The organism is Streptomonospora nanhaiensis (assembly GCF_026642255.1).
Taxonomy (GTDB): domain Bacteria; phylum Actinomycetota; class Actinomycetes; order Streptosporangiales; family Streptosporangiaceae; genus Nocardiopsis; species Nocardiopsis tropica.
In genome coordinates, this window is record NZ_CP113264.1 from 3,537,961 (window position 1) to 3,555,244 (window position 17,284).

The following is a 17,284-nucleotide window of genomic DNA, read 5'->3' on the forward strand; positions in this document are numbered from 1 at the left end:
TTCACTATAGTGACAGCCCCGGATTACTATAATGAACATGACTTCGATGCCCACCCTCACCGTCCGCGACGCGACCCCCGCGGACGCCGAGGTCTGCGCCGCGATCTACGCGCCCTACGTCACCGACACCGCGATCACCTTCGAGCTCGACCCTCCCGGTGCGCAGGAGATGGCGGCGCGGATCGCCGCCGCCCAGCGCGAGCACGCCTGGATCGTCATGGAGGACGCCGACGGTGTCCTCGGCTACGCCTACGGCGGCACGTTCCGCACCCGCGCCGCCTACCGGCGCACGTGCGAGGTCAGCGTCTACCTCGAGCAGGGCCGCCGCCGCACCGGAGCGGGCCGGGCCCTGTACGGCGCCCTCCTGCCCCGCCTGGCCGAGCGCGGCATGCGGGTCGCGGTCGCCTGCATGACCCTGCCCAACGACGCGAGCCTCGGACTGCACCGCGCCCTGGGTTTCGAGGACGTCGGCGTCATGTCGCGCGTGGGCTGGAAGCACGACGCCTGGCACGACGTGGCCTGGGCCCAACTCGACCTGACCGCCCTCGCCCCCCGGCACTGACCGCGAGGAGGCGCGGCGGCTTCCCCGAGGGCCCTCGACCTTCGAGCCGGCCCGAGCCCGCCATCCGTCTCCCGCAGGCCCGCCGACCCGTCCGGAGCACCGGGGGCGGGAGACCCGGCGCGTCGGCCCCGCCACAGCGGGGGACGACGCCCCTCGCGCAGCGCCCGCCCGGCGGGGACCCGCATGCTCCCGCCGGGACCGGCAAACCCTCGCGCCGCCGCCCCCTCCCGCCGGGGCCGACGCGCCGACCGTATGCTCTGCCCAGGTCCCATCTCCCCATGAATCCCCTGGAGCAGCCACGTGTCCGCCCCCTCCGCACGCCACCGCCCCTCCGGGCTGGCGTTCGCGCTCGGCTCAGCGCTCGCCTTCGGCGGCTCGGGCGTGTTCGCCCGCCCCCTCCTCGACGCGGGGATGGACTCCCTGCACGTCACGTGGCTGCGGGTCGCCGGAGCGGCGCTCCTCCTCCTTCCCGTCGCCGCCGCCCACTGGCGGGTCGCCCGCCGCCGGCCCCTGCTCGTGCTGGCCTACGGCGTCTTCCCCATGGCGGGGGTCCAGGCCCTGTACTTCGCCGCGGTCGCCCGCATCCCCGTCGGCATCGCCCTGCTCACCGAGTTCCTCGGCCCGGTCCTGGTCCTGCTGTGGCTGAGGGTGGTGCGCCGCACCCGGGTCTCCCCCGCCGCCGTCGTCGGGGTCGTCCTGGCCGTGGCCGGGCTCGGACTGCTGCTGGAGGTCTGGGCCGGCATGCGCCTGGACGCGATCGGCGTGGCCCTGGCCCTGGGCGCCGCCGCCGCGCAGGCGACGTTCTTCCTCCTGGGCGACAGCATGGGGGAGGACACCGACCCGCTCGCCGTCATCGCCTTCGGCTCCCTGGTCGCCACGGTCCTCCTGGGGGCCCTCGCCCGCCCGTGGACGATCCCGTGGGGCCTGCTCGCCGACCCGGTCCCCCTGGGCGGTCTCCACGTGCCCGGCTGGGCCCCGGCCCTGTGGCTGGGGCTGGTGTGCACCGCCGTCGCCTACTTCGCCGGCGTCTCCGCGATCCGGCGCCTGTCCCCGCAGGTCGCCGGGGCCGTCGCCTACCTGGAGGTCGTGACCGCGATCGTGCTGGCGTGGGTGCTCCTCGGCGAGGCGCTGACCCCGGTCCAGATCCTGGGCGCCGCGGTCATCGTCACCGGCGCGTTCATCGCCCAGACCGCCGTCCCCGGCGCACCGGCGCCCCCGTCGGACGTCCGGCGCGCCGACGCCACCGCCTCCCCCTGAGACCCCGCCCGCACCGGTCTGCGGGGCCGTGCAGGACCGCACACGGCGCCGGGCCCGGCGGGAGAGAGATCTCCCGCCGGGCCCGGCCACCACTCGCACCGATCCGGGTCAGGCGCCCCCGGTCGCCGCCTCCACCTCGGACATGAACTGCTCCGCGGCCTCCTCGGGCGTCAGGTTCCCGAACGCCAGGTCGTCGGTGACCCGCTTGGTGATCTCCACGACCTGGCCGGCGCCGATCGGGGGCGGCGGGTTGCCGTCCACGATCGTGCCCTCGATGTCGGACAGGAACACGGCACTGCGCGCGTCCGCCTCCGGCAGCGAGTTGAGGATGTGCGCGCGCACGTCCACGTTCGCGGGCAGGCCCAGGTCGGCCAGGATCAGCTCGGCCGCCGCGTTCTCGTTGAGCATGAAGTCCACGAACCGGGCCGCCTCCTCCGGGTGCTCGGAGGACGCCGCGACGGAGTAGAACATCGCGGGCTTGAAGTACATCCCCGTGCGCTCCCCCTCGGACTCGCCCGGGTAGCGCAGCAGCTCGATCTCCCGGCCGGAGGACTCGCTGATGCCGCCGAGCTGGTTGGTCCAGAAGTGCGCCATCGCGCCCTGGTTCGTGGACAGGACCGACTGGTCGGGACCGCCGCCCTCGATCTCCACGCTCTCGGCCGCCCCCGGCTGGCCGCCGTTCTCCAGCAGCTGCTCGGTGATGCTGAACCACTCCGCCATGGTCTCCTGGGAGAAACCGAGCGAGCCGTCCTCGGCGTACAGGTTCTCGCCCCGCTGACGGGCGAAGATCTGGAACCCGGACTCGTTGTAGGACATGCTCTGCGTGCCCACGGTCTCGCCGTCGGTCGCCTCGCTGATCTGCGCCGAGATCTCGACGTAGTCGTCCCACGTCCACGTCTCGTCGTCGGGCATCTCCACGCCCGCGTCCTCGAACGCCTGCGGGTCGGCGAGGATCGCGTATGCGTTCACGCCGCTGGCGGCGCCGAAGGTCTGGCCGTCCAGGTCGCCGCTCTCGGCCACCAGCGGGTCGATCTTCGACAGGTCCAGCACATCGCTGAACTCGGTGAGGTCGGCCAGCGCACCCCGGTCACCGTACTCGCGCAGGTACCGCTCCTCCTGCATGAGGATGTCGGGAGCGTCGTTGGCCGCGGTGCTCGTGGCCAGCCGGTCCCAGTAGGAGCTCCAGTCGGTGTAGTCCCCGACGATCCGGATGTCGGGGTTCTCGGCCTCGAAGACGTCGATGACCTGCTGCATCGTGGAGTGGCGGTCGTCGGCGCCCCACCAGGAGAAGCGGAGTTCGACGACGCCGTCCCCGGAGCCGGAGTCTCCTCCGCAGGCCGTGACGGCCATCACGAGCGCGGTCGCCGCGGCCGCCAGGGGGAGGAGGGTACTGCGACGGCGGGCCCGGGGGCGCCCGACGCCAGGGGGTGTGTACATGGGTCGATTTCCTTTCGACTACTTGATTCCGGTGGTGGCGATGCCCTTGACCAGGTATCGCTGGCCGGCCAGGAAGAATCCGAAGACCGGGCCGAGTGCCACGACGGACATCGCGAACAGCGGCCCCCAGGACGTCTGGGAGCTGGAGTCGACGAAGGTGCGAAGGGCGACCGGGACGGTGTACATGTCCGGGCTGGTGAGGAAGATCAGCTGGCTGAAGAAGTCGTTCCAGGTCCAGATGAACGTGAAGATCGCGGTGGTGGCCAGCGCCGGCAGCGACAGCGGCATGATGATCTGGAAGAAGATCCTCACGTGACCGCAGCCGTCGATGCGCGCCGCCTCGTCCAGGTCCTTGGGCAGTCCGCGGATGAACTGCACCATCAGGAAGATGAAGAAGCCGTCCGTCGCCAGGAGCTTGGGCACGATCAGCGGAAGGAACGTGTTGATCCAGCCCAGCTCGGCGAACAGGATGTACTGCGGCACGATCACGACGTGGATCGGCAGCATGATCGTGGCGAGCATGACCGCGAAGAAGAGCCGCTTGCCGCGGAACTCCAGGCGGGCGAAGGCGTAGGCCGCCATCGAGCAGCCGACGAGGTTGCCGATGATGGATCCGGCCACCACGACCGCAGAGTTGAGCAGGTAGTGGTGGAACGGGAACTGGAGCGCCGTCCACCCCTCGGTGTAGTTGCCCGGGGTGAAGGTCTCCGGGATGAGCCCGGGGGCGCGGAAGATCTCCGCGGTCGGCTTGAAGGAGCTGGAGAGCATCCACAGCAGCGGGTAGAGCATGATCAGCCCGAACCCGATGAGCCCGATGTGGACGAGCAGCCGTCGTGTGCGTCGGGCCCCGAGGCGCCTGGTGGAGGTCGCGGGGGCCGTTGTCTCAGTCGCCATAGAAGACCCAGTACTTGGAGGCCAGGAAGTTCACCGCGGTGAACCCTCCGATGATCATCAGCAGCAGCCAGGCCATCGCCGAGGCGTAGCCCATGTCGAAGGCGCCGAAGCCGCGCTGGTAGAGGTAGAGCGTGAAGAAGAGGGTGGAGTCCGAGGGGCCCCCGGTGCCGCCGCTGACGATGAACGCCTGGGTGAAGGTCTGGAAGGCGTTGATGATCTGGAGCACCAGGTTGAAGAAGATGATCGGCGTGAGCATGGGAACGGTGATGTTCCAGAACCGGCTCACCGGTCCCGCCCCGTCCACGGAGGCCGCCTCGTAGTACATGGCGGGGATCTGCCGCAGGCCGGCCAGGAAGATCACCATGGGCGCGCCGAACGTCCACACGTTGAGCACGATCAGCGTGCCCAGCGCGTAGTCGGGATGGGAGACCCACCCCTCGCCCTGGATCCCGAAGAACCCCAGGACCTGGTTGATCAGGCCCTCGGCGCCGAACACCTGGCGCCACAGGATGGCGATGGCGACGCTGCCGCCCAGCAGGGAGGGCAGGTAGTAGACCGACCGGTACAGGGGCAGCCCCCGCACACCGCGGTCCAGGACCATCGCCAGGGCGAGGGCGAGCGCGAGCTGGAGCGGCACCGACACGAACACGTAGACGAACGTGACCCTCAGCGCGCTGTGCAGCCGGGCGTCGGTGAACATCCGCTCGTAGTTCTCGGCGCCGACCCACTCGTGGTCACCGATGAGGTTGTAGTCGGTGAAGGAGAAGTACAGGGAGGCCAGGAGGGGACCCGCGGTGATGAACACCAGGCCGATGAACCACGGGGCCAGGAAGCCGTAGGCGGCGAGGTTCTCGCGCTTGGCGCGGGGGGCCGCGCTCTTTCCGCTGCGGGGGCGCGACGCGGGCGCGGCCTGGTCCTGAGCCGCCGCCCTCCCCCGCTGGAGCAGGGCGCTCACGGCGCGCCGCCGTCCCGGAGGGCCGACGGAAGGCGGCGACCGGTGGCGTTCGGTCCTGGGTTCATGGGGAGCCAATCTCACTCGGAGGGCACGGGCGCTGTGTGTGCGAGAACACGGGGAGAACCGGGCTGAGTAGCCCTGGTAAGCGCTATCCAAGTATTAGGATGTTCAGTTTCTAGCACCGGGTTACATGGGTGTCAACGATTCGTTTCCCCACAAGTGTGATCCACACCCCAGATCGTTACCGTTCGCGCCCCCCTCACGGCGCGGGAACGAGCCGGTGAACGCGCTTCCCGGGATCTTCGCGCGCCAAACGCCACTCCAGGTAGCCACGCGAACACGTGTGAGTGTGATCGGTTTGGGACGCGGATTTGACCAGTTCGTCGCAGGACACCCCTGTCGTTTTTTCTGGAAAGCGTTTACCATGCAGCATGTGAACGACACCACTCCACGCAGGTACGCGATCGTCGGCACCGGTTCCCGGGCCCGGATGTACACACGGGCGCTGACCGGCACCCACCGGGACCAGGGACGACTGGTCGCCCTCTGCGACACCAACGCCACCCGGATGGCCGTGCACAACAGCATCGTGACCGAGGCCGGTCTCGACCCCGTGCCGACCTACTCCCCCTCCGACTTCACCCGCATGCTGAAGGAGGAGCGGGTCGACGAGGTCATCGTGTGCACCGTCGACCGCACCCACGCCGACTACGTCGTCGCCGCGCTGGACGCCGGCCTCGACGCCATCACCGAGAAGCCCATGACCGCGGACCTGGAAGGTCTGCGGCGCATCAACGAGGCCCAGGCCCGCACCGGGGGCCGGGTGACCGTCGGCTTCAACTACCGCTACAACCCCGTCCACCGCCAGCTGCGCGACCTCATCGCCTCCGGGGTCATCGGCGAGGTGGGCTCGGTGCACTTCGAGTGGCTGCTGGACCTGCGCCACGGCGCCGACTACTTCCGCCGCTGGCACCGCGACAAGACCCAGTCCGGCGGACTGCTCGTCCACAAGGCCAGCCACCACTTCGACCTCGTCAACTGGTGGATCGGCGCCCGACCCACCGAGGTGTTCGCCTGGGGCCGCCTGTTCTTCTACGGCGACGAGAACGGCCGCCGCCACGGCCTCGCGGGCGACTACGAACGCGGACACGGCTCCCCCGCCGCCGAGGCCGACCCCTTCGCCCTGCACATGGGCGACAGCCCCGACCTCACCGCCCTGTACCTGGACGCCGAGCACGAGGACGGCTACCGGCGCGACCTCAACGTGTTCGGCCCCGGCATCACCATCGAGGACGACATGTCGGTGCTCGTCGGCTACGACACCGGAGCCCGCCTGAGCTACCACCTGGTCGCCTACGCCCCCTGGGAGGGCTACCGGATCTCCATCACCGGCAGCCGGGGGCGCCTGGAACTGGACATGACCGAGTTCGACCACACCTCCCCCCACCAGGACGAGTCCACCCCCGTGCGCGGCATGCCCGCCCCCAAGGACCACACCTCGGCCCGCCTCCTCCTGCGCCGCCACTGGCAGGAGCCCGAGGAGATCCCGATCGCGGTCGGCGAGGGCCCCCACGGCGGAGGCGACCAGGTCATGCTCGACTCCCTGTTCGGCGGATCCGACGACGGCATCCGCCCCGACCACGCCGACGGCGGCAACGCCCTGCTCACCGGGCTCGCGGCGAACGCCTCCATCGACTCCGGAACCCCGGTCAGGATCGCCGACCTGCTCGGGACGGACCGGTGACCGCGCCCCGGGGAGCCGGGGCCGAGGAACGGGCGGGCCGCGCCGGCGGCCCCGCCCCGGTGCTCCTGGTCGGCCTGCACGGCCACGGCCGCTCGCACCTGCGCTCCCTGATCCCCCTGTGCGAGAGCGGACTCGTCCGGCTGGCGGGCGTCTGCGACAGCCGACCGCCCGAACCCGGGGACGACCTGGAGGGCCACGGCCCGGTCCCCTGGTTCGACGACCTCGGCAGGGCCGTCGACGAGACCGGCGCCCGGATCACCGTCCTGGTCACCCCGATCCACACCCACCTGCCGCTGGCCAGGATCGCCCTGGACCACGGCTCCCACCTGCTGCTGGAGAAGCCCACCACGGCGGGCCTGGCCGAGTTCGAGCAGCTGCGCGCGGCCGTCGACGCCTCCGGGCTCGCCTGCCAGGTCGGCTTCCAGAGCCTGGGCTCCCAGGCGGTCACGGCCGTGCGCGACCTGATCGCCGAGGGAACGGTGGGCCGCGTGCGCGGCATCGGCGGCGAAGGCGCCTGGAAGCGCACCTCCGCCTACTACGACCGGGCCCCCTGGGCCGGGCGCCGCCACCTGGACGGCCGCGACGTCGTGGACGGGGCGCTCACCAACCCGTTCGCGCACGCGGTCGCCACCGCCCTGGCCGTGGCCGGGGCCGCCACCGAGGCGCCCCGGGACGTGGAGCTGGAGCTGTTCCACGCCCACCCCATCGAGAGCGACGACACCTCCTGCCTGCGGCTGCGCACCGCCGACGGAACCGTCATCACCCTCGCGGTGACGCTGTGCGCCCCCGACAGCCAACCGCCGCGCCTGGTCGTGCACGGCGAGCGCGGCCGGATCGAGCTGGACTACACCCTCGACCGGGTCACCCTGCACCGGCCCGGCCGTGCGCCGGCCACCACCGTCCACCCGCGCACGGGCCTGCTGGAGAACCTGGTCGACCACCTGCGCGACGGCGTTCCGCTGCTGGTGCCGCCCGAGGCCACCCGGGGGTTCATGCACGTGCTGGAAGCGGTCCGGCACGCCCCGGACCCGGCCCCGATCCCCCTCGAACACCAGCGGGTGTGGAACGAGGACGACGTCACCCACCGCACCGTCAACGGGATCGGCGCGCTCGTCCACCGCAGCGCGCAGAACCTCGCCCTGTTCTCCGAACTCGCACCCGCGTGGCTCCCCGGGGCCGCGGAGGCGACACCGACCACGAAGGACCGCCCATGACCGCGTCCCTGTCCCTCAACGGTGCCGTCCTGGCCGTCCAGCGGGACGGTGCCGACATCGATCCCCGGCTCTCGCCCCGCCCCTACCTGCACCCCGTACGCACGCGGGGCGGCACGGAGGTCACCGAGCACCTGCCCGCCGACCACCTGCACCACCTGGGGGTCGGCGTGGCCGTCCCCGACGTCTCGGGGGTGAGCTTCTGGGGCGGACGCACCTTCGTGCGCGACCGGGGCTCGGTGATGCTCGACAACCACGGCCGCCAGGAGCACCTGGCATGGGCGGTGCAGAAGGACGCCGAACGGGTCGAGGAGCTGTCCTGGACCGGGCCCGACGGGGCGGAACTGCTGCGCGAGCTGCGGTCCACCCGGGCCCTGGACCTGGACGCCCGCACCTGGGTGCTGGACCTGCGGGTGGAACTGGCCAACACCTCCGGGCGGGACCTGAGCATCGGCAGCCCCGCCACGAACGGCCGGCCCGGGGCGGGGTACGGCGGGCTGTTCTGGCGCGCCCCGCTGGGCGCGCGGCCCCCGGAGGTCACCGGCGCCGGGGGCCTGCGGGGCGAGGAGGCCCTGCACGGCTCCCGGGCCGCGTGGCTGGCCCTGGCCGGGGAGGACGGCTCCGGTGCGCCGTGGACGCTCCTGTTCGTCCAGCCCGGCGGGCACCGCGACCCGTGGTTCCTGCGCGCCTCGGACTACCCGGGGGTGGGCCCCGCTCTGGCCTGGGAGGAGCGACTGCCCCTGCCCGGGGGCGGCCGGCTGGAGCGGGGACTGCGCGTGGCGGTGTGCGACGGCCGTCCCGCCGACCCGGCGGCCCTGGCGGAGGCCGTGGGCGCGCTGGACTGAGCGCGGGAAGCCCCGGGGCGGGAGAGCCGGACGGGGCCGGAGCGGCGGCCGTGGGTTCCGAGGGATCGGGGGCGGCCCTCGGGCCCCGGCCGGGTGGGCACGCCTCCGGGTTCCGGGATCACGGGGGCCGGGGCGTGGGACCGTGGGTCCTCGCGGCCCGGCAACCCCTGGCCGCCGGAACGGCGCAGGCCCGTGCCGGAAGCCGCCCCGGGCCCTGCGACGCCCCCGCGGGCGGGCAGCACGGGGCCGTCCGTCCGGGCGGCCCCCTATAACGAATGCAGGCCCGCGGAGCGGGCCGGACCAGGCCCTTCACCGGCCTGTGGACGACCACGGCGCCCACGCGCCGTACGAGAGAAAGGCATCACCCATGCGCGTCCTCGTCACCGGAGGCTCGGGGAGGCTCGGCCGCAGCGTCGTGGCCACCCTGGCCGAGCGCGGCCACGACGTCACGTCGGTTGACACCGCCGAGGCGGACCACCCGGCCGGGGTCACCGGGATCGTCGCCGACCTGCTGGACGACGCCGGACGGGAGGACGCCTTCACCCGGGCGCGCCCCGAGGCCGTCGTCCACCTGGCCGGGATCGCCGTGCCCTTCGCCCGCCCCGACGTGGAGACCCTCCAGGTCAACACCGGCCTGGCCTGGGCCGTGCTCTCCGCCGCCGTCGCCCACGGGGCCCGCTCGGCGGTGGCCGCCTCCAGCCCCACCGTCTACGGCTACAACACGCCCTCCTGGCGGCCCCTGGCCCTGCCGCTGGACGAGGAGCACCCCGTCGCCCCCTGGCACGCCTACGGGCTGAGCAAGGCCATCATCGAGGACACCGTGCGCTCCCTGGCGCGCACCAGCGACACCTGCGTGCTGTCCTGCGTGCGCCCCGGCTACGTGGTCGCCCCCGAGGAGTGGCGGGGCGCGGTCACCCAGCTCGGCCACACCATGGCCGAGCGCCTGGCCGACCCGGCTCTGGCCGCGACCTCCCTGTTCAACTACGTGGACGCGCGCGACGCCGCCGAGCTGTTCGCGCTCGTGGTGGAGCGGCCGGAGCGGGTGCGCAGCGGCCAGGTCTTCAACGCCGTCGCGCCGGACCCGCTCGCGGAGGGCCCGGTCCACGAGCTGCTCCCCCGCTTCCACCCCTCCACGGCGCAGACCGCCGCGTCCCTGGCGGACGGCCGCTCCGTGTTCTCCTCGGAGGCCGCCCGCACCGCCCTCGGCTGGAACCCCACCCGGACCTGGCGCGACCAGATGTCCGCCCCCACCCCGTGAGACCCGATCGGCCGTGAACAGGTCGAGGGCTCCGCTACGCTAGGAAAGAGTTTTCCCAGTGGCCCGAACCAGAAGAGGGAGCGGTGTGGAGTCCGGTTACGTGACGCTGGAACAGGTCGCCTCACACGCCGGGGTGTCCCTGGCCACGGCTTCCAGGGTGATCAACGGCAGCACCAGGCAGGTGAGCCAGCGGCTGCGCGACAAGGTCACCGCGAGCGCCCAGGAACTCGGCTACCTGGCCAACGCCTCGGCGCAGACGCTCGCCCGCAACAGCAGCTCACTGGTCGGGCTGCTCGTCCACGACATCGCCGACCCCTACTTCTCCTCGATCGCGGCGGGGGTCACCCGCCACACCGAGGAGCGCGGACTGGTCCTGGTGCTGGGCACCACGAGCCGCTCCGCCCAGAAGGAGGGGCGCATCCTGGCCGCACTGCGCGCCCACCGGGCGCGCGCGGTGGTACTGGTCGGATCGCGCTCGACCGACGACGAGAGCAACCGCCGCCTGGCCGAGGAGATCCGCCTGTTCCGCCGCCAGGGCGGACGGGTGGCGTGCGTGTCCCAGGAGGGGCTGCCCGCCGACACGGTCACGCCCGACAACCACACCGGCGCGGCCGACCTCGCACGCCACCTCATCGCGCAGGGGCACCGCGAGTTCGCCATCCTGGCCGGGCCCACCGACCTGTGGACCGCGCGCGAGCGCCTGGACGGGTTCCACTCGGCGCTCTCGGGCGCGGGCCTGGAGCTGGCCCACCACAACGTGGTGCACGGCGCGTTCACCCGCGACGGCGGCTACGAGTCCACCCGCCGCCTGATGGCGGTGGGCACCGGGGCCACCTGCCTGTTCGCGGTCAACGACGTGATGGCCACCGGGGCGATGGCCGCCCTGCGCGACCTGGGGCTGCGCGTGCCCGAGGACCTGTCGGTGGCGGGCTTCGACGACATCCCGACCCTGCGCGACCTCACCCCCGCCCTGACCACCGTGCGCCTTCCGCTGGAGGAGATGGGCGAGCGGGCCGCGGTGCTCGCCCTGGAGGAGGAGTCCGGCCAGGAGGCCCGCGTGATCACCGTCCGGGGCGAGGTGGTCGAGCGGGAGAGCACCGCGCCGCCCGGCCGGTCGGCCCGGAACCCGGCCGTCGGCACCGTCTGACCCCGCCGCCGACACCGCTCCGGTGTGGGCCCGCCCCCCCCGGGGGGCGGGCCCACACGTGTGTCCGGCGGATGCGCGGGCGGCGTCAGCCGGCGGTGCGCAGGTAGCGGTCCGCCCATTCCGCGAAGGTCGTGAGCGGGATGCCGAGGGCCCGCGCGAACTCCGGCCGGGCGGGCTGGCCGGTCACGTTCATGAACTCGTGCGACGCCCCCATCCCCGGCATCCCCGCGGCGACCGCCTCCGCCGTGCTCATGTCGGGCGCGCCCAGATCGGTCCCCAGGGCGTGTGACAGGGTCCGCGCGATCTCGGTCATGGTCAGGTGGTCGCTCGCCAGCTCCAGCTCGACCCCGTGGAACCGCTCCGGGGCGGCCACCGCCGCGGCGGCCGCCCCGCCGATGTCGTCGACGGCGACGAGGGACACCGGCGTCCCGGGCTTCAGCACGCTCACCAGACCGCCCTCGACTCCGCGGGGGAACAGGAACGCCATCGACGGGAGGAAGTTCTCCATGAAGAAGCCCGGCTTGAGGATCGTCCAGTGCCGGAACCCCGCCTCCCGCACCCGGTCCTGGATCCCGGTCTTGGCGGTGTAGTAGGGCTCCAGCGCCGTCCAGCGGCCTTCGTCCCATCCGGCGATGCCGGTGTGCTGCCCGGCTCCGGAGACGGACGTGTGCACGAACTGCGGCACGCCCGCGGCCAGTGCGCCCGCGATCAGGTTGGCGGCCTGGACCACCTCGCCCTCGAAGTCGACGGAGTCCCCTCTCATCTCGGGCAGCTGGACCGAGAAGACCGCCCGGGCCCCCTCGGCGGCCCCGGCCACGGAGTCGCGGTCGCGGAGGTCGCCGGTGACCAGGGCCGCGCCGAGCGCCTCGACGGCCCTGGCCCGGTCGGTCGCGGGGTCCCGTACCAGGGCGCGGACGGGGACGCCCGCCGCGAGCAGGGCGCGGGCCGTGGCGCCGCCCTGGCGGCCGGTGGCGCCGGTGACCAGGACGGGTGCGGAATCGGTGGACATGGGGTCGCTCCTCGGGTGTGCACCGCTAAACGGCGGGGCCCGCCGTTTCTTGTCCGCTAAGATACGGAGGGCCCCGCCACTTAGCAACCGCAGAGGTGACACCATGCCCGCCCAGCGCGCGGACGCCCGGCGCAACCACGCCCGCCTGCTCGCCGTGGCCGAGGAGGAGATCGCCGCGCACGGCGCGGACGCCTCTTTGGAGCAGATCGCCCGCGTCGCGGGGGTCGGATCGGCCACCGTACGCCGCCACTTCCCCAACCGCCGTGCCCTGCTGGACGCGGTCTTCCGCGGACGGATCGAGGCCCTGTGCGCCCACGCGCGGGACCTGGGAAGCACGGCCGACGCCCGGACCGCGCTCCTGGAGTGGCTGCGCGCCGTGACCGAGTACGGCGCGTCCACCCGGGGACTGGCCGTGGCGCTGCTCCGCGACACGGGAGCCTCCGCCGACGCGGAGCACGGGAACACCTGCGCGAACGAGCTCGCCGCTGCCGGGGAACCGCTGGTGGAGCGCGCCGCGGAGGCGGGAGCGGTGGCCCCGGGCGTGACGGCCGAGGATCTGGTCACCCTGGTCACCGGCATCACCCTGGCCACGGAACACCACCCCGACCCCGTCGCCGAGGCGGACCGGATGCTCGGTCTGACCATGGCGGGAGTTCTCCCGCAGGGATGACGGGCGCGGCGCGGAGGCGGGCGCCGACTCCCCCGGCCCCGGGTGCGGGCCCGACCGGTCCGTGCCGCCGCCGGAACGCGGGCCGGCGGCCCTGGCTCAGAGCCTGCGGTGCATGATGTGCAGGCCGACGTAGCCGTGCTCGGGGTGCGCGAACCCCTCGGGCAGGGTGCCCACGACCGTGAAGCCCAGGGAGCGCCACAGCGCGACCGCGCGGGTGTTGGTCTCCACGACCGCGTTGAACTGCATCGCGCGGAACCCGTCGGCGCGGGCCGTGTCCAGCACGTGGGCGGCCAGCGCACGGCCGACACCGCGCCCGCCGTGGGCGGGGTCGACCATGAAACTCGCGCTCGCGATGTGCGAACCGGGCCCGCGGTGGTTGCGGACGGAGTTGGCGGTGCCCAGCACCGTCCCGTCGGTGTCCACGGCCGCGAACGTGCGTCCGGGCGGGGGCGGGAACCAGCGTTCGCGCGCCTCCTCCGGACCGAGGTCGGTCTCCCACGTGAACGTCGTCCCCGCGGCGATGACGGGGCGCATGAAGGCCCACATGGCGGGCCAGTCGGCGGAAGCGGCCTCACGGATCTGCATGCCTGCCAGCATGCTGGCGGGCGCCGTCCTCCGCAACCGGTTTCCGCAAGGCGAAGCCGGTGGCCTCCACCGGGGAGCAGACCCCCCAACGCGCTCGCGCTCAGGGCCGTCGACCAGCCCATTGCCGTTTTCCGGCGTACTCGACCCACCCCCGAACACCCCCTGTGTCCGCTTATTCGGACATGACGAGTGATTGGACATGTCGTCTTGTCCAACACAGGCTGTGCCCATGAACGACCGCACCACCTCACCCCTGACCGCCCGCAGAGCCGTCGCCGAGCAGCGCGCCCGCGACATCGCCGCCGCCTGGCGGCGCGGGGACCGCGACATCCGCGCCCTGGCCATCCGCCACAGCGTGGGCCGCGACACCGTCCACGCCGACCTGCGCGCCGCCGGCATCGACCCGACCGATCGCACCGCACCCGTGGACGAACCCCGGATGATCACCACCGCCGAACTCGACCGCGCCCAGCAGGCGTTCGCCCGCGACAGCGCGGGGTTCACCATGGACGTGCGCATGGACAACGCCGGATACCGCCACCTGCACTTCGAACAGGGCACAGCCTGGTGGGATCTGCACGCCTTCCCCGGTGGGCTGATGGTGCGCGGCGACCACGGCGCCTTCGTCTTCGCCAACGGCTCCCCCGACATCTTCAGCAGCTTCCGCTTCAGCGGCGTCGACCCCGCCTACTGGGCACAGACGCTGGACGCCGGCACCGCCCGCTCCTGGTCCGAGCAGCGCTTCCGCGACTGGCTGACCGAGGAGGCCGAGTCCCTTGGTGTCCTGGAGCGGGCGCGCAAGGTCCTGAACGAGAACAACGGCTACGACCTCGAGCACGAGGCGTCGGCGCGCTGGGCACTGGCCAACGCCTACGACGAGCTGGGAATCGCCTTCCCCGACCCCGGTGAGGTCGACCTGTACGACTGGGACGAGTACTACCTGTGGACCATGCACGCGATCAGCGCGGGCATCCGCGCCTACGACCAGGCAGCGACGGAGACCACCACTCCCTGACCAGCCCCGCGTCCGGGGCGCCCGGTCCTGGAGGGCACCGGCCGCCGCGGCGGACCCCCGCCACCCCCTCGACCCGGCGCCCGCACTGCGCACGTCCCCGATGGAGAACGATCCCGGGGCCGTCGTACGGTCCCCGGCCGAGTTCTGCCCGTCACCGCCCTCAGGCCGCCGGTGCGGAGGCACCGCCACCGGACCGGGCGCGCCGGCGGCGCACCCACACACCCGCCCAGGCCGCGGCCACGACGGCGGCCATCACACAGCGCGAGGTCATGAGGTGCTCGCGGGGGTACAAGCGCTCCGTCAGGTAGAAGTCGATGAAGCCGAACTCCATCACCGGGCGACCCGTGTTGAGCCGGGCCCAGTTCTCGATCTCCGTCAGGAAGCACGGCCAGTCGACGATCACGATGCCCAGGGCGTAGGCGGCGACCACCAGGTGCACCCGGAACAGCCGGGGCCATCGCCAGGCCAGGAACCCGCCGAGGACGACGAAGCCGAGGAACGCGAAGTGGAGGACCATCGCGGTGTGGCCGAGGAGGAGGTAGGGCATGCCCCGAACCTAGGCCGGGGCGGCGCCGCGCACATCGGCACCCGCACCCACCCCCTCTGAGTACCCGTGCTCATGACCGCGCCGGGGCGCCCCCCGACCTGCGGAGGGCGCCCCGGCGCACGGTCGCGGACCCTGTGCTAGGGGGAGGGGTCCGCGACCGGGGTGAGCGTGTCGGCGAACACCAGGCCGTGGCCGAGCCCGGTGTCGGCGCGCACCGTCCCCCGGTCGAACTCCACCCCGCTGGGGCGGGCCAACGCTCCCAGCGCGGCGAAGGAGGCACGGTCGATGTCCTCGACCATGGCCACCCGGGGAAGGCACAGCGCCAACTGGCCCGACAGCTCGGGCAACAGGTGCGGAGCCACCGGCACGCCGCGGCGCGCCATCGACTCCGCGATCCGCAGGAACGGGGTCACCCCGCCCACCCGCACCACGTTGGGCTGCGCCACGTCGCACACACCGAGGTCCACGGCCCGCTCGAACTCCGCGGCCGTGCGCAGGTTCTCACCGATCGCGAAAGCTGTGCCCGTCCGCTCGCGCAGCCGGGCATGCGACTCCAGGTCCTCGGCGGGCAGGGGCTCCTCCACGAAGTACGGATCGAACGGTTCCAGCGCGCGCAGCGCACGCGCCGCCCTGGGCACGTCCCAGCGCTGGTTGGCGTCCACCATCAACAACCGTTCCGGCCCCAGCGATTCCCGCACCGCGCCCACGCGCTCGACGTCGCGGGAGATCTCGGCCGAGCCCACCTTCATCTTGGCCGCCCGGTGCCCCGCCCCGACCCAGCCCCGCACCTGCTCCACCAGGTCCGGCAGCGAGTAGTCGAGGTTGACCCCGCTGCCGTAGGACTCCACCGAGTCACGGCGCCGGCCCACCAGGTCGACCAGGCTCACCCCCGCCGCACGGGCGGACAGGTCCCACAGGGCGATGTCCACCCCGGCCAGCGCCATCAGGGTGAGCCCGCTGGTCCCCGCCTCGCGCAGGTGCCAGCGCAGCTCGTCCCACCGGGAGGGGTGCGCCGCTCCCCCCGACAGGACCGGGCCCAGGTCGTCGTTGACCAGAGCCGCCACCGCACGGGCCCCGATCAGCGGGGTCCACGAGAAACCCGTGCCGACCAGCCCCGTGTCGGTGGCCACCCGCACCACCACCACGTCGTTGCGGTCCACCCCGCCGTCCCAAGCCCGGTGCAGCGGCAGCCGGAAGGCACGGGCCACGACCTCGGTGACACGCACCGTCAGCCCTCCTTCACCAGGGACAGGCCCGTCTCGATCAGCTCGCCCAGAGCCGCCACCTCCTCGGCCGTGGGGTCGGTGAACGGGGCCCGCACCCCGCCCGCCTCCACCCCGCGCAGCCGCGCCCCCGCCTTGACCAGGGACACCGCGTACCCGGGCACCCGGTCGCGCAGCCGCACCAGCGGCTCGAAGAACCCGGACAGCAGCCGGTCCGCGAGCGGGTCCCCCGCGTGGAAGGCCGTGTAGAACGCGTTCGCCACCTCGGGCACGAACGCGAACGCCGCCGACGAGTACAGCGGCACACCCACACCCCGGTAGGCCGCCACGGTCAGCTCCGCCGTGGGCAGCCCGTTGAAGAACGTGAACTCGTCCCCGCGCACCTCGCGCACCGCCAGGACGATCTGGTGCATGCGCCCGAGGTCGCCCACCCCGTCCTTGATGCCCACCACCGTGGGGATCGCCGCCAGCTCGGCGGCGCTCTCAGGGGTGAACACCATCGATCCGCGCTGGTAGACGATCACCGGGATGTCGACGGCCGAGGTCACGGTGCGCACGTACTCCACCAGTCCCCGCTGCGGGGCGCCCACCAGGTAGGGGGGCAGCAGCAGGACGGCGTCCGCGCCCAGCTCCCGGGCCGCGCGGGCCTGCTCGACCGCGGTGCCGACGCTGCCGCCCGCACCGGCCACCACGGGCACACGCCCCGCGGTGACCTCCACCGACCGCCGCACCACCGCGGCGTGCTCGGCGGCCGACAGGGCGTGCACCTCACCGGTACCGCACGCCGCGAACACCCCGCCGGCCCCGTGCTCCACGCCCGAGGCCACGTGCTCGGCCAGCACGGCCTCGGCGACGCCTCCTCCGGAGTCGAAGGGGGTGAGGGGGAAGAACAGGATTCCTTCGAAGTTCATGCCGCTCCTTGGCT

17 protein-coding genes are annotated in these 17,284 nt (G+C 73.0%); 9 read left to right on the forward strand and 8 right to left on the reverse strand.

Annotation, left to right across the window (positions count from 1 at the left end):
- Positions 1 to 37: 37 nt before the first annotated feature.
- Positions 38 to 562, forward strand: a complete 525-nt coding sequence (locus tag OUQ99_RS15280) for a GNAT family N-acetyltransferase (RefSeq protein WP_267950125.1) — start codon at positions 38 to 40, stop codon at positions 560 to 562.
- Between the two features lie 300 nt (positions 563 to 862).
- A complete protein-coding gene (locus OUQ99_RS15285) occupies positions 863 to 1,819 on the forward strand; it encodes an EamA family transporter (protein WP_267950126.1) in 957 nt (318 codons plus the stop codon).
- A 108-nt stretch (positions 1,820 to 1,927) separates the two neighbouring features.
- On the opposite strand, the gene OUQ99_RS15290 is transcribed toward OUQ99_RS15285, so the two are convergent.
- From OUQ99_RS15290 to OUQ99_RS15300, 3 genes are read right to left on the reverse strand one after another with little or no spacing between them, the layout of a single operon-like run.
- Complete coding sequence (locus OUQ99_RS15290) at positions 1,928 to 3,256, reverse strand: ABC transporter substrate-binding protein (RefSeq protein ID WP_267950127.1); 1,329 nt, start codon at positions 3,254 to 3,256, stop codon at positions 1,928 to 1,930.
- Between the two features lie 18 nt (positions 3,257 to 3,274).
- Positions 3,275 to 4,150 carry a carbohydrate ABC transporter permease gene (locus tag OUQ99_RS15295; protein ID WP_267950128.1) on the reverse strand — a complete coding sequence of 292 codons (876 nt, stop codon included), beginning with the start codon at positions 4,148 to 4,150 and terminating at the stop codon, positions 3,275 to 3,277.
- The gene (locus OUQ99_RS15300) at positions 4,140 to 5,105 is read right to left on the reverse strand and encodes a carbohydrate ABC transporter permease (RefSeq protein ID WP_267950129.1); all 966 of its coding nucleotides are present in this window, start codon (positions 5,103 to 5,105) and stop codon (positions 4,140 to 4,142) included. Before OUQ99_RS15300 ends, OUQ99_RS15295 begins: the two co-directional genes overlap by 11 nt.
- Positions 5,106 to 5,529: 424 nt before the next feature.
- Between OUQ99_RS15300 and OUQ99_RS15305 the strand changes: the two genes are divergently transcribed.
- The 5 genes from OUQ99_RS15305 to OUQ99_RS15325 all read left to right on the forward strand — a co-directional run bounded on the left by OUQ99_RS15305 (position 5,530) and on the right by OUQ99_RS15325 (position 11,310).
- A complete protein-coding gene (locus tag OUQ99_RS15305; protein WP_267950130.1) occupies positions 5,530 to 6,849 on the forward strand; it encodes a Gfo/Idh/MocA family oxidoreductase in 1,320 nt (439 codons plus the stop codon).
- Complete coding sequence (locus tag OUQ99_RS15310; RefSeq protein ID WP_267950131.1) at positions 6,846 to 8,063, forward strand: Gfo/Idh/MocA family protein; 1,218 nt, start codon at positions 6,846 to 6,848, stop codon at positions 8,061 to 8,063. Before OUQ99_RS15305 ends, OUQ99_RS15310 begins: the two co-directional genes overlap by 4 nt.
- A complete protein-coding gene (locus OUQ99_RS15315) occupies positions 8,060 to 8,905 on the forward strand; it encodes a PmoA family protein (protein WP_267950132.1) in 846 nt (281 codons plus the stop codon). Before OUQ99_RS15310 ends, OUQ99_RS15315 begins: the two co-directional genes overlap by 4 nt.
- A 367-nt stretch (positions 8,906 to 9,272) precedes the next feature.
- Positions 9,273 to 10,163, forward strand: a complete 891-nt coding sequence (locus tag OUQ99_RS15320) for an NAD-dependent epimerase/dehydratase family protein (RefSeq protein WP_267950133.1) — start codon at positions 9,273 to 9,275, stop codon at positions 10,161 to 10,163.
- An 85-nt stretch (positions 10,164 to 10,248) separates the two neighbouring features.
- A complete protein-coding gene (locus tag OUQ99_RS15325; RefSeq protein ID WP_267950134.1) occupies positions 10,249 to 11,310 on the forward strand; it encodes a LacI family DNA-binding transcriptional regulator in 1,062 nt (353 codons plus the stop codon).
- Between the two features lie 85 nt (positions 11,311 to 11,395).
- Here OUQ99_RS15325 and OUQ99_RS15330 read toward each other — a convergent pair whose 3' ends face one another.
- Positions 11,396 to 12,319 carry an NmrA family NAD(P)-binding protein gene (locus OUQ99_RS15330; RefSeq protein ID WP_267950135.1) on the reverse strand — a complete coding sequence of 308 codons (924 nt, stop codon included), beginning with the start codon at positions 12,317 to 12,319 and terminating at the stop codon, positions 11,396 to 11,398.
- 103 nt (positions 12,320 to 12,422) lie between these two features.
- On the opposite strand from OUQ99_RS15330, the gene OUQ99_RS15335 reads away from it, so the two are divergent.
- Positions 12,423 to 12,989 carry a TetR/AcrR family transcriptional regulator gene (locus OUQ99_RS15335; protein WP_267950136.1) on the forward strand — a complete coding sequence of 189 codons (567 nt, stop codon included), beginning with the start codon at positions 12,423 to 12,425 and terminating at the stop codon, positions 12,987 to 12,989.
- 96 nt (positions 12,990 to 13,085) lie between these two features.
- Here OUQ99_RS15335 and OUQ99_RS15340 read toward each other — a convergent pair whose 3' ends face one another.
- A complete protein-coding gene (locus OUQ99_RS15340; RefSeq protein ID WP_267950137.1) occupies positions 13,086 to 13,574 on the reverse strand; it encodes a GNAT family N-acetyltransferase in 489 nt (162 codons plus the stop codon).
- Between the two features lie 229 nt (positions 13,575 to 13,803).
- On the opposite strand from OUQ99_RS15340, the gene OUQ99_RS15345 reads away from it, so the two are divergent.
- Positions 13,804 to 14,589: a hypothetical protein gene (locus tag OUQ99_RS15345; protein WP_267950138.1), complete on the forward strand. Its 786-nt coding sequence runs from the start codon at positions 13,804 to 13,806 to the stop codon at positions 14,587 to 14,589.
- Between the two features lie 160 nt (positions 14,590 to 14,749).
- On the opposite strand, the gene OUQ99_RS15350 is transcribed toward OUQ99_RS15345, so the two are convergent.
- The 3 genes from OUQ99_RS15350 to OUQ99_RS15360 all read right to left on the reverse strand — a co-directional run bounded on the left by OUQ99_RS15350 (position 14,750) and on the right by OUQ99_RS15360 (position 17,270).
- Positions 14,750 to 15,136: a DUF2784 domain-containing protein gene (locus OUQ99_RS15350; protein ID WP_267950139.1), complete on the reverse strand. Its 387-nt coding sequence runs from the start codon at positions 15,134 to 15,136 to the stop codon at positions 14,750 to 14,752.
- A gap of 137 nt (positions 15,137 to 15,273) precedes the next feature.
- A complete protein-coding gene (locus OUQ99_RS15355; protein ID WP_267950140.1) occupies positions 15,274 to 16,362 on the reverse strand; it encodes a mandelate racemase/muconate lactonizing enzyme family protein in 1,089 nt (362 codons plus the stop codon).
- 2 nt (positions 16,363 to 16,364) lie between these two features.
- Positions 16,365 to 17,270 carry a 5-dehydro-4-deoxyglucarate dehydratase gene (locus OUQ99_RS15360; RefSeq protein ID WP_267950141.1) on the reverse strand — a complete coding sequence of 302 codons (906 nt, stop codon included), beginning with the start codon at positions 17,268 to 17,270 and terminating at the stop codon, positions 16,365 to 16,367.
- Positions 17,271 to 17,284: the final 14 nt, after the last annotated feature.

Coding starts and splice junctions, on each gene's coding strand:
- OUQ99_RS15320 (WP_267950133.1), top strand. CDS start 9,273: ATGCGCGTCCTCGTCACCGGAGGCTCGGGGAGGCTCGGCCGCAGCGTC.
- OUQ99_RS15280 (WP_267950125.1), top strand. CDS start 38: ATGACTTCGATGCCCACCCTCACCGTCCGCGACGCGACCCCCGCGGAC.
- OUQ99_RS15345 (WP_267950138.1), top strand. CDS start 13,804: ATGAACGACCGCACCACCTCACCCCTGACCGCCCGCAGAGCCGTCGCC.
- OUQ99_RS15290 (WP_267950127.1), bottom strand. CDS start 3,256: ATGTACACACCCCCTGGCGTCGGGCGCCCCCGGGCCCGCCGTCGCAGT.
- OUQ99_RS15305 (WP_267950130.1), top strand. CDS start 5,530: ATGCAGCATGTGAACGACACCACTCCACGCAGGTACGCGATCGTCGGC.
- OUQ99_RS15295 (WP_267950128.1), bottom strand. CDS start 4,150: ATGGCGACTGAGACAACGGCCCCCGCGACCTCCACCAGGCGCCTCGGG.
- OUQ99_RS15360 (WP_267950141.1), bottom strand. CDS start 17,270: ATGAACTTCGAAGGAATCCTGTTCTTCCCCCTCACCCCCTTCGACTCC.
- OUQ99_RS15315 (WP_267950132.1), top strand. CDS start 8,060: ATGACCGCGTCCCTGTCCCTCAACGGTGCCGTCCTGGCCGTCCAGCGG.
- OUQ99_RS15335 (WP_267950136.1), top strand. CDS start 12,423: ATGCCCGCCCAGCGCGCGGACGCCCGGCGCAACCACGCCCGCCTGCTC.
- OUQ99_RS15350 (WP_267950139.1), bottom strand. CDS start 15,136: ATGCCCTACCTCCTCCTCGGCCACACCGCGATGGTCCTCCACTTCGCG.
- OUQ99_RS15330 (WP_267950135.1), bottom strand. CDS start 12,319: ATGTCCACCGATTCCGCACCCGTCCTGGTCACCGGCGCCACCGGCCGC.
- OUQ99_RS15340 (WP_267950137.1), bottom strand. CDS start 13,574: ATGCAGATCCGTGAGGCCGCTTCCGCCGACTGGCCCGCCATGTGGGCC.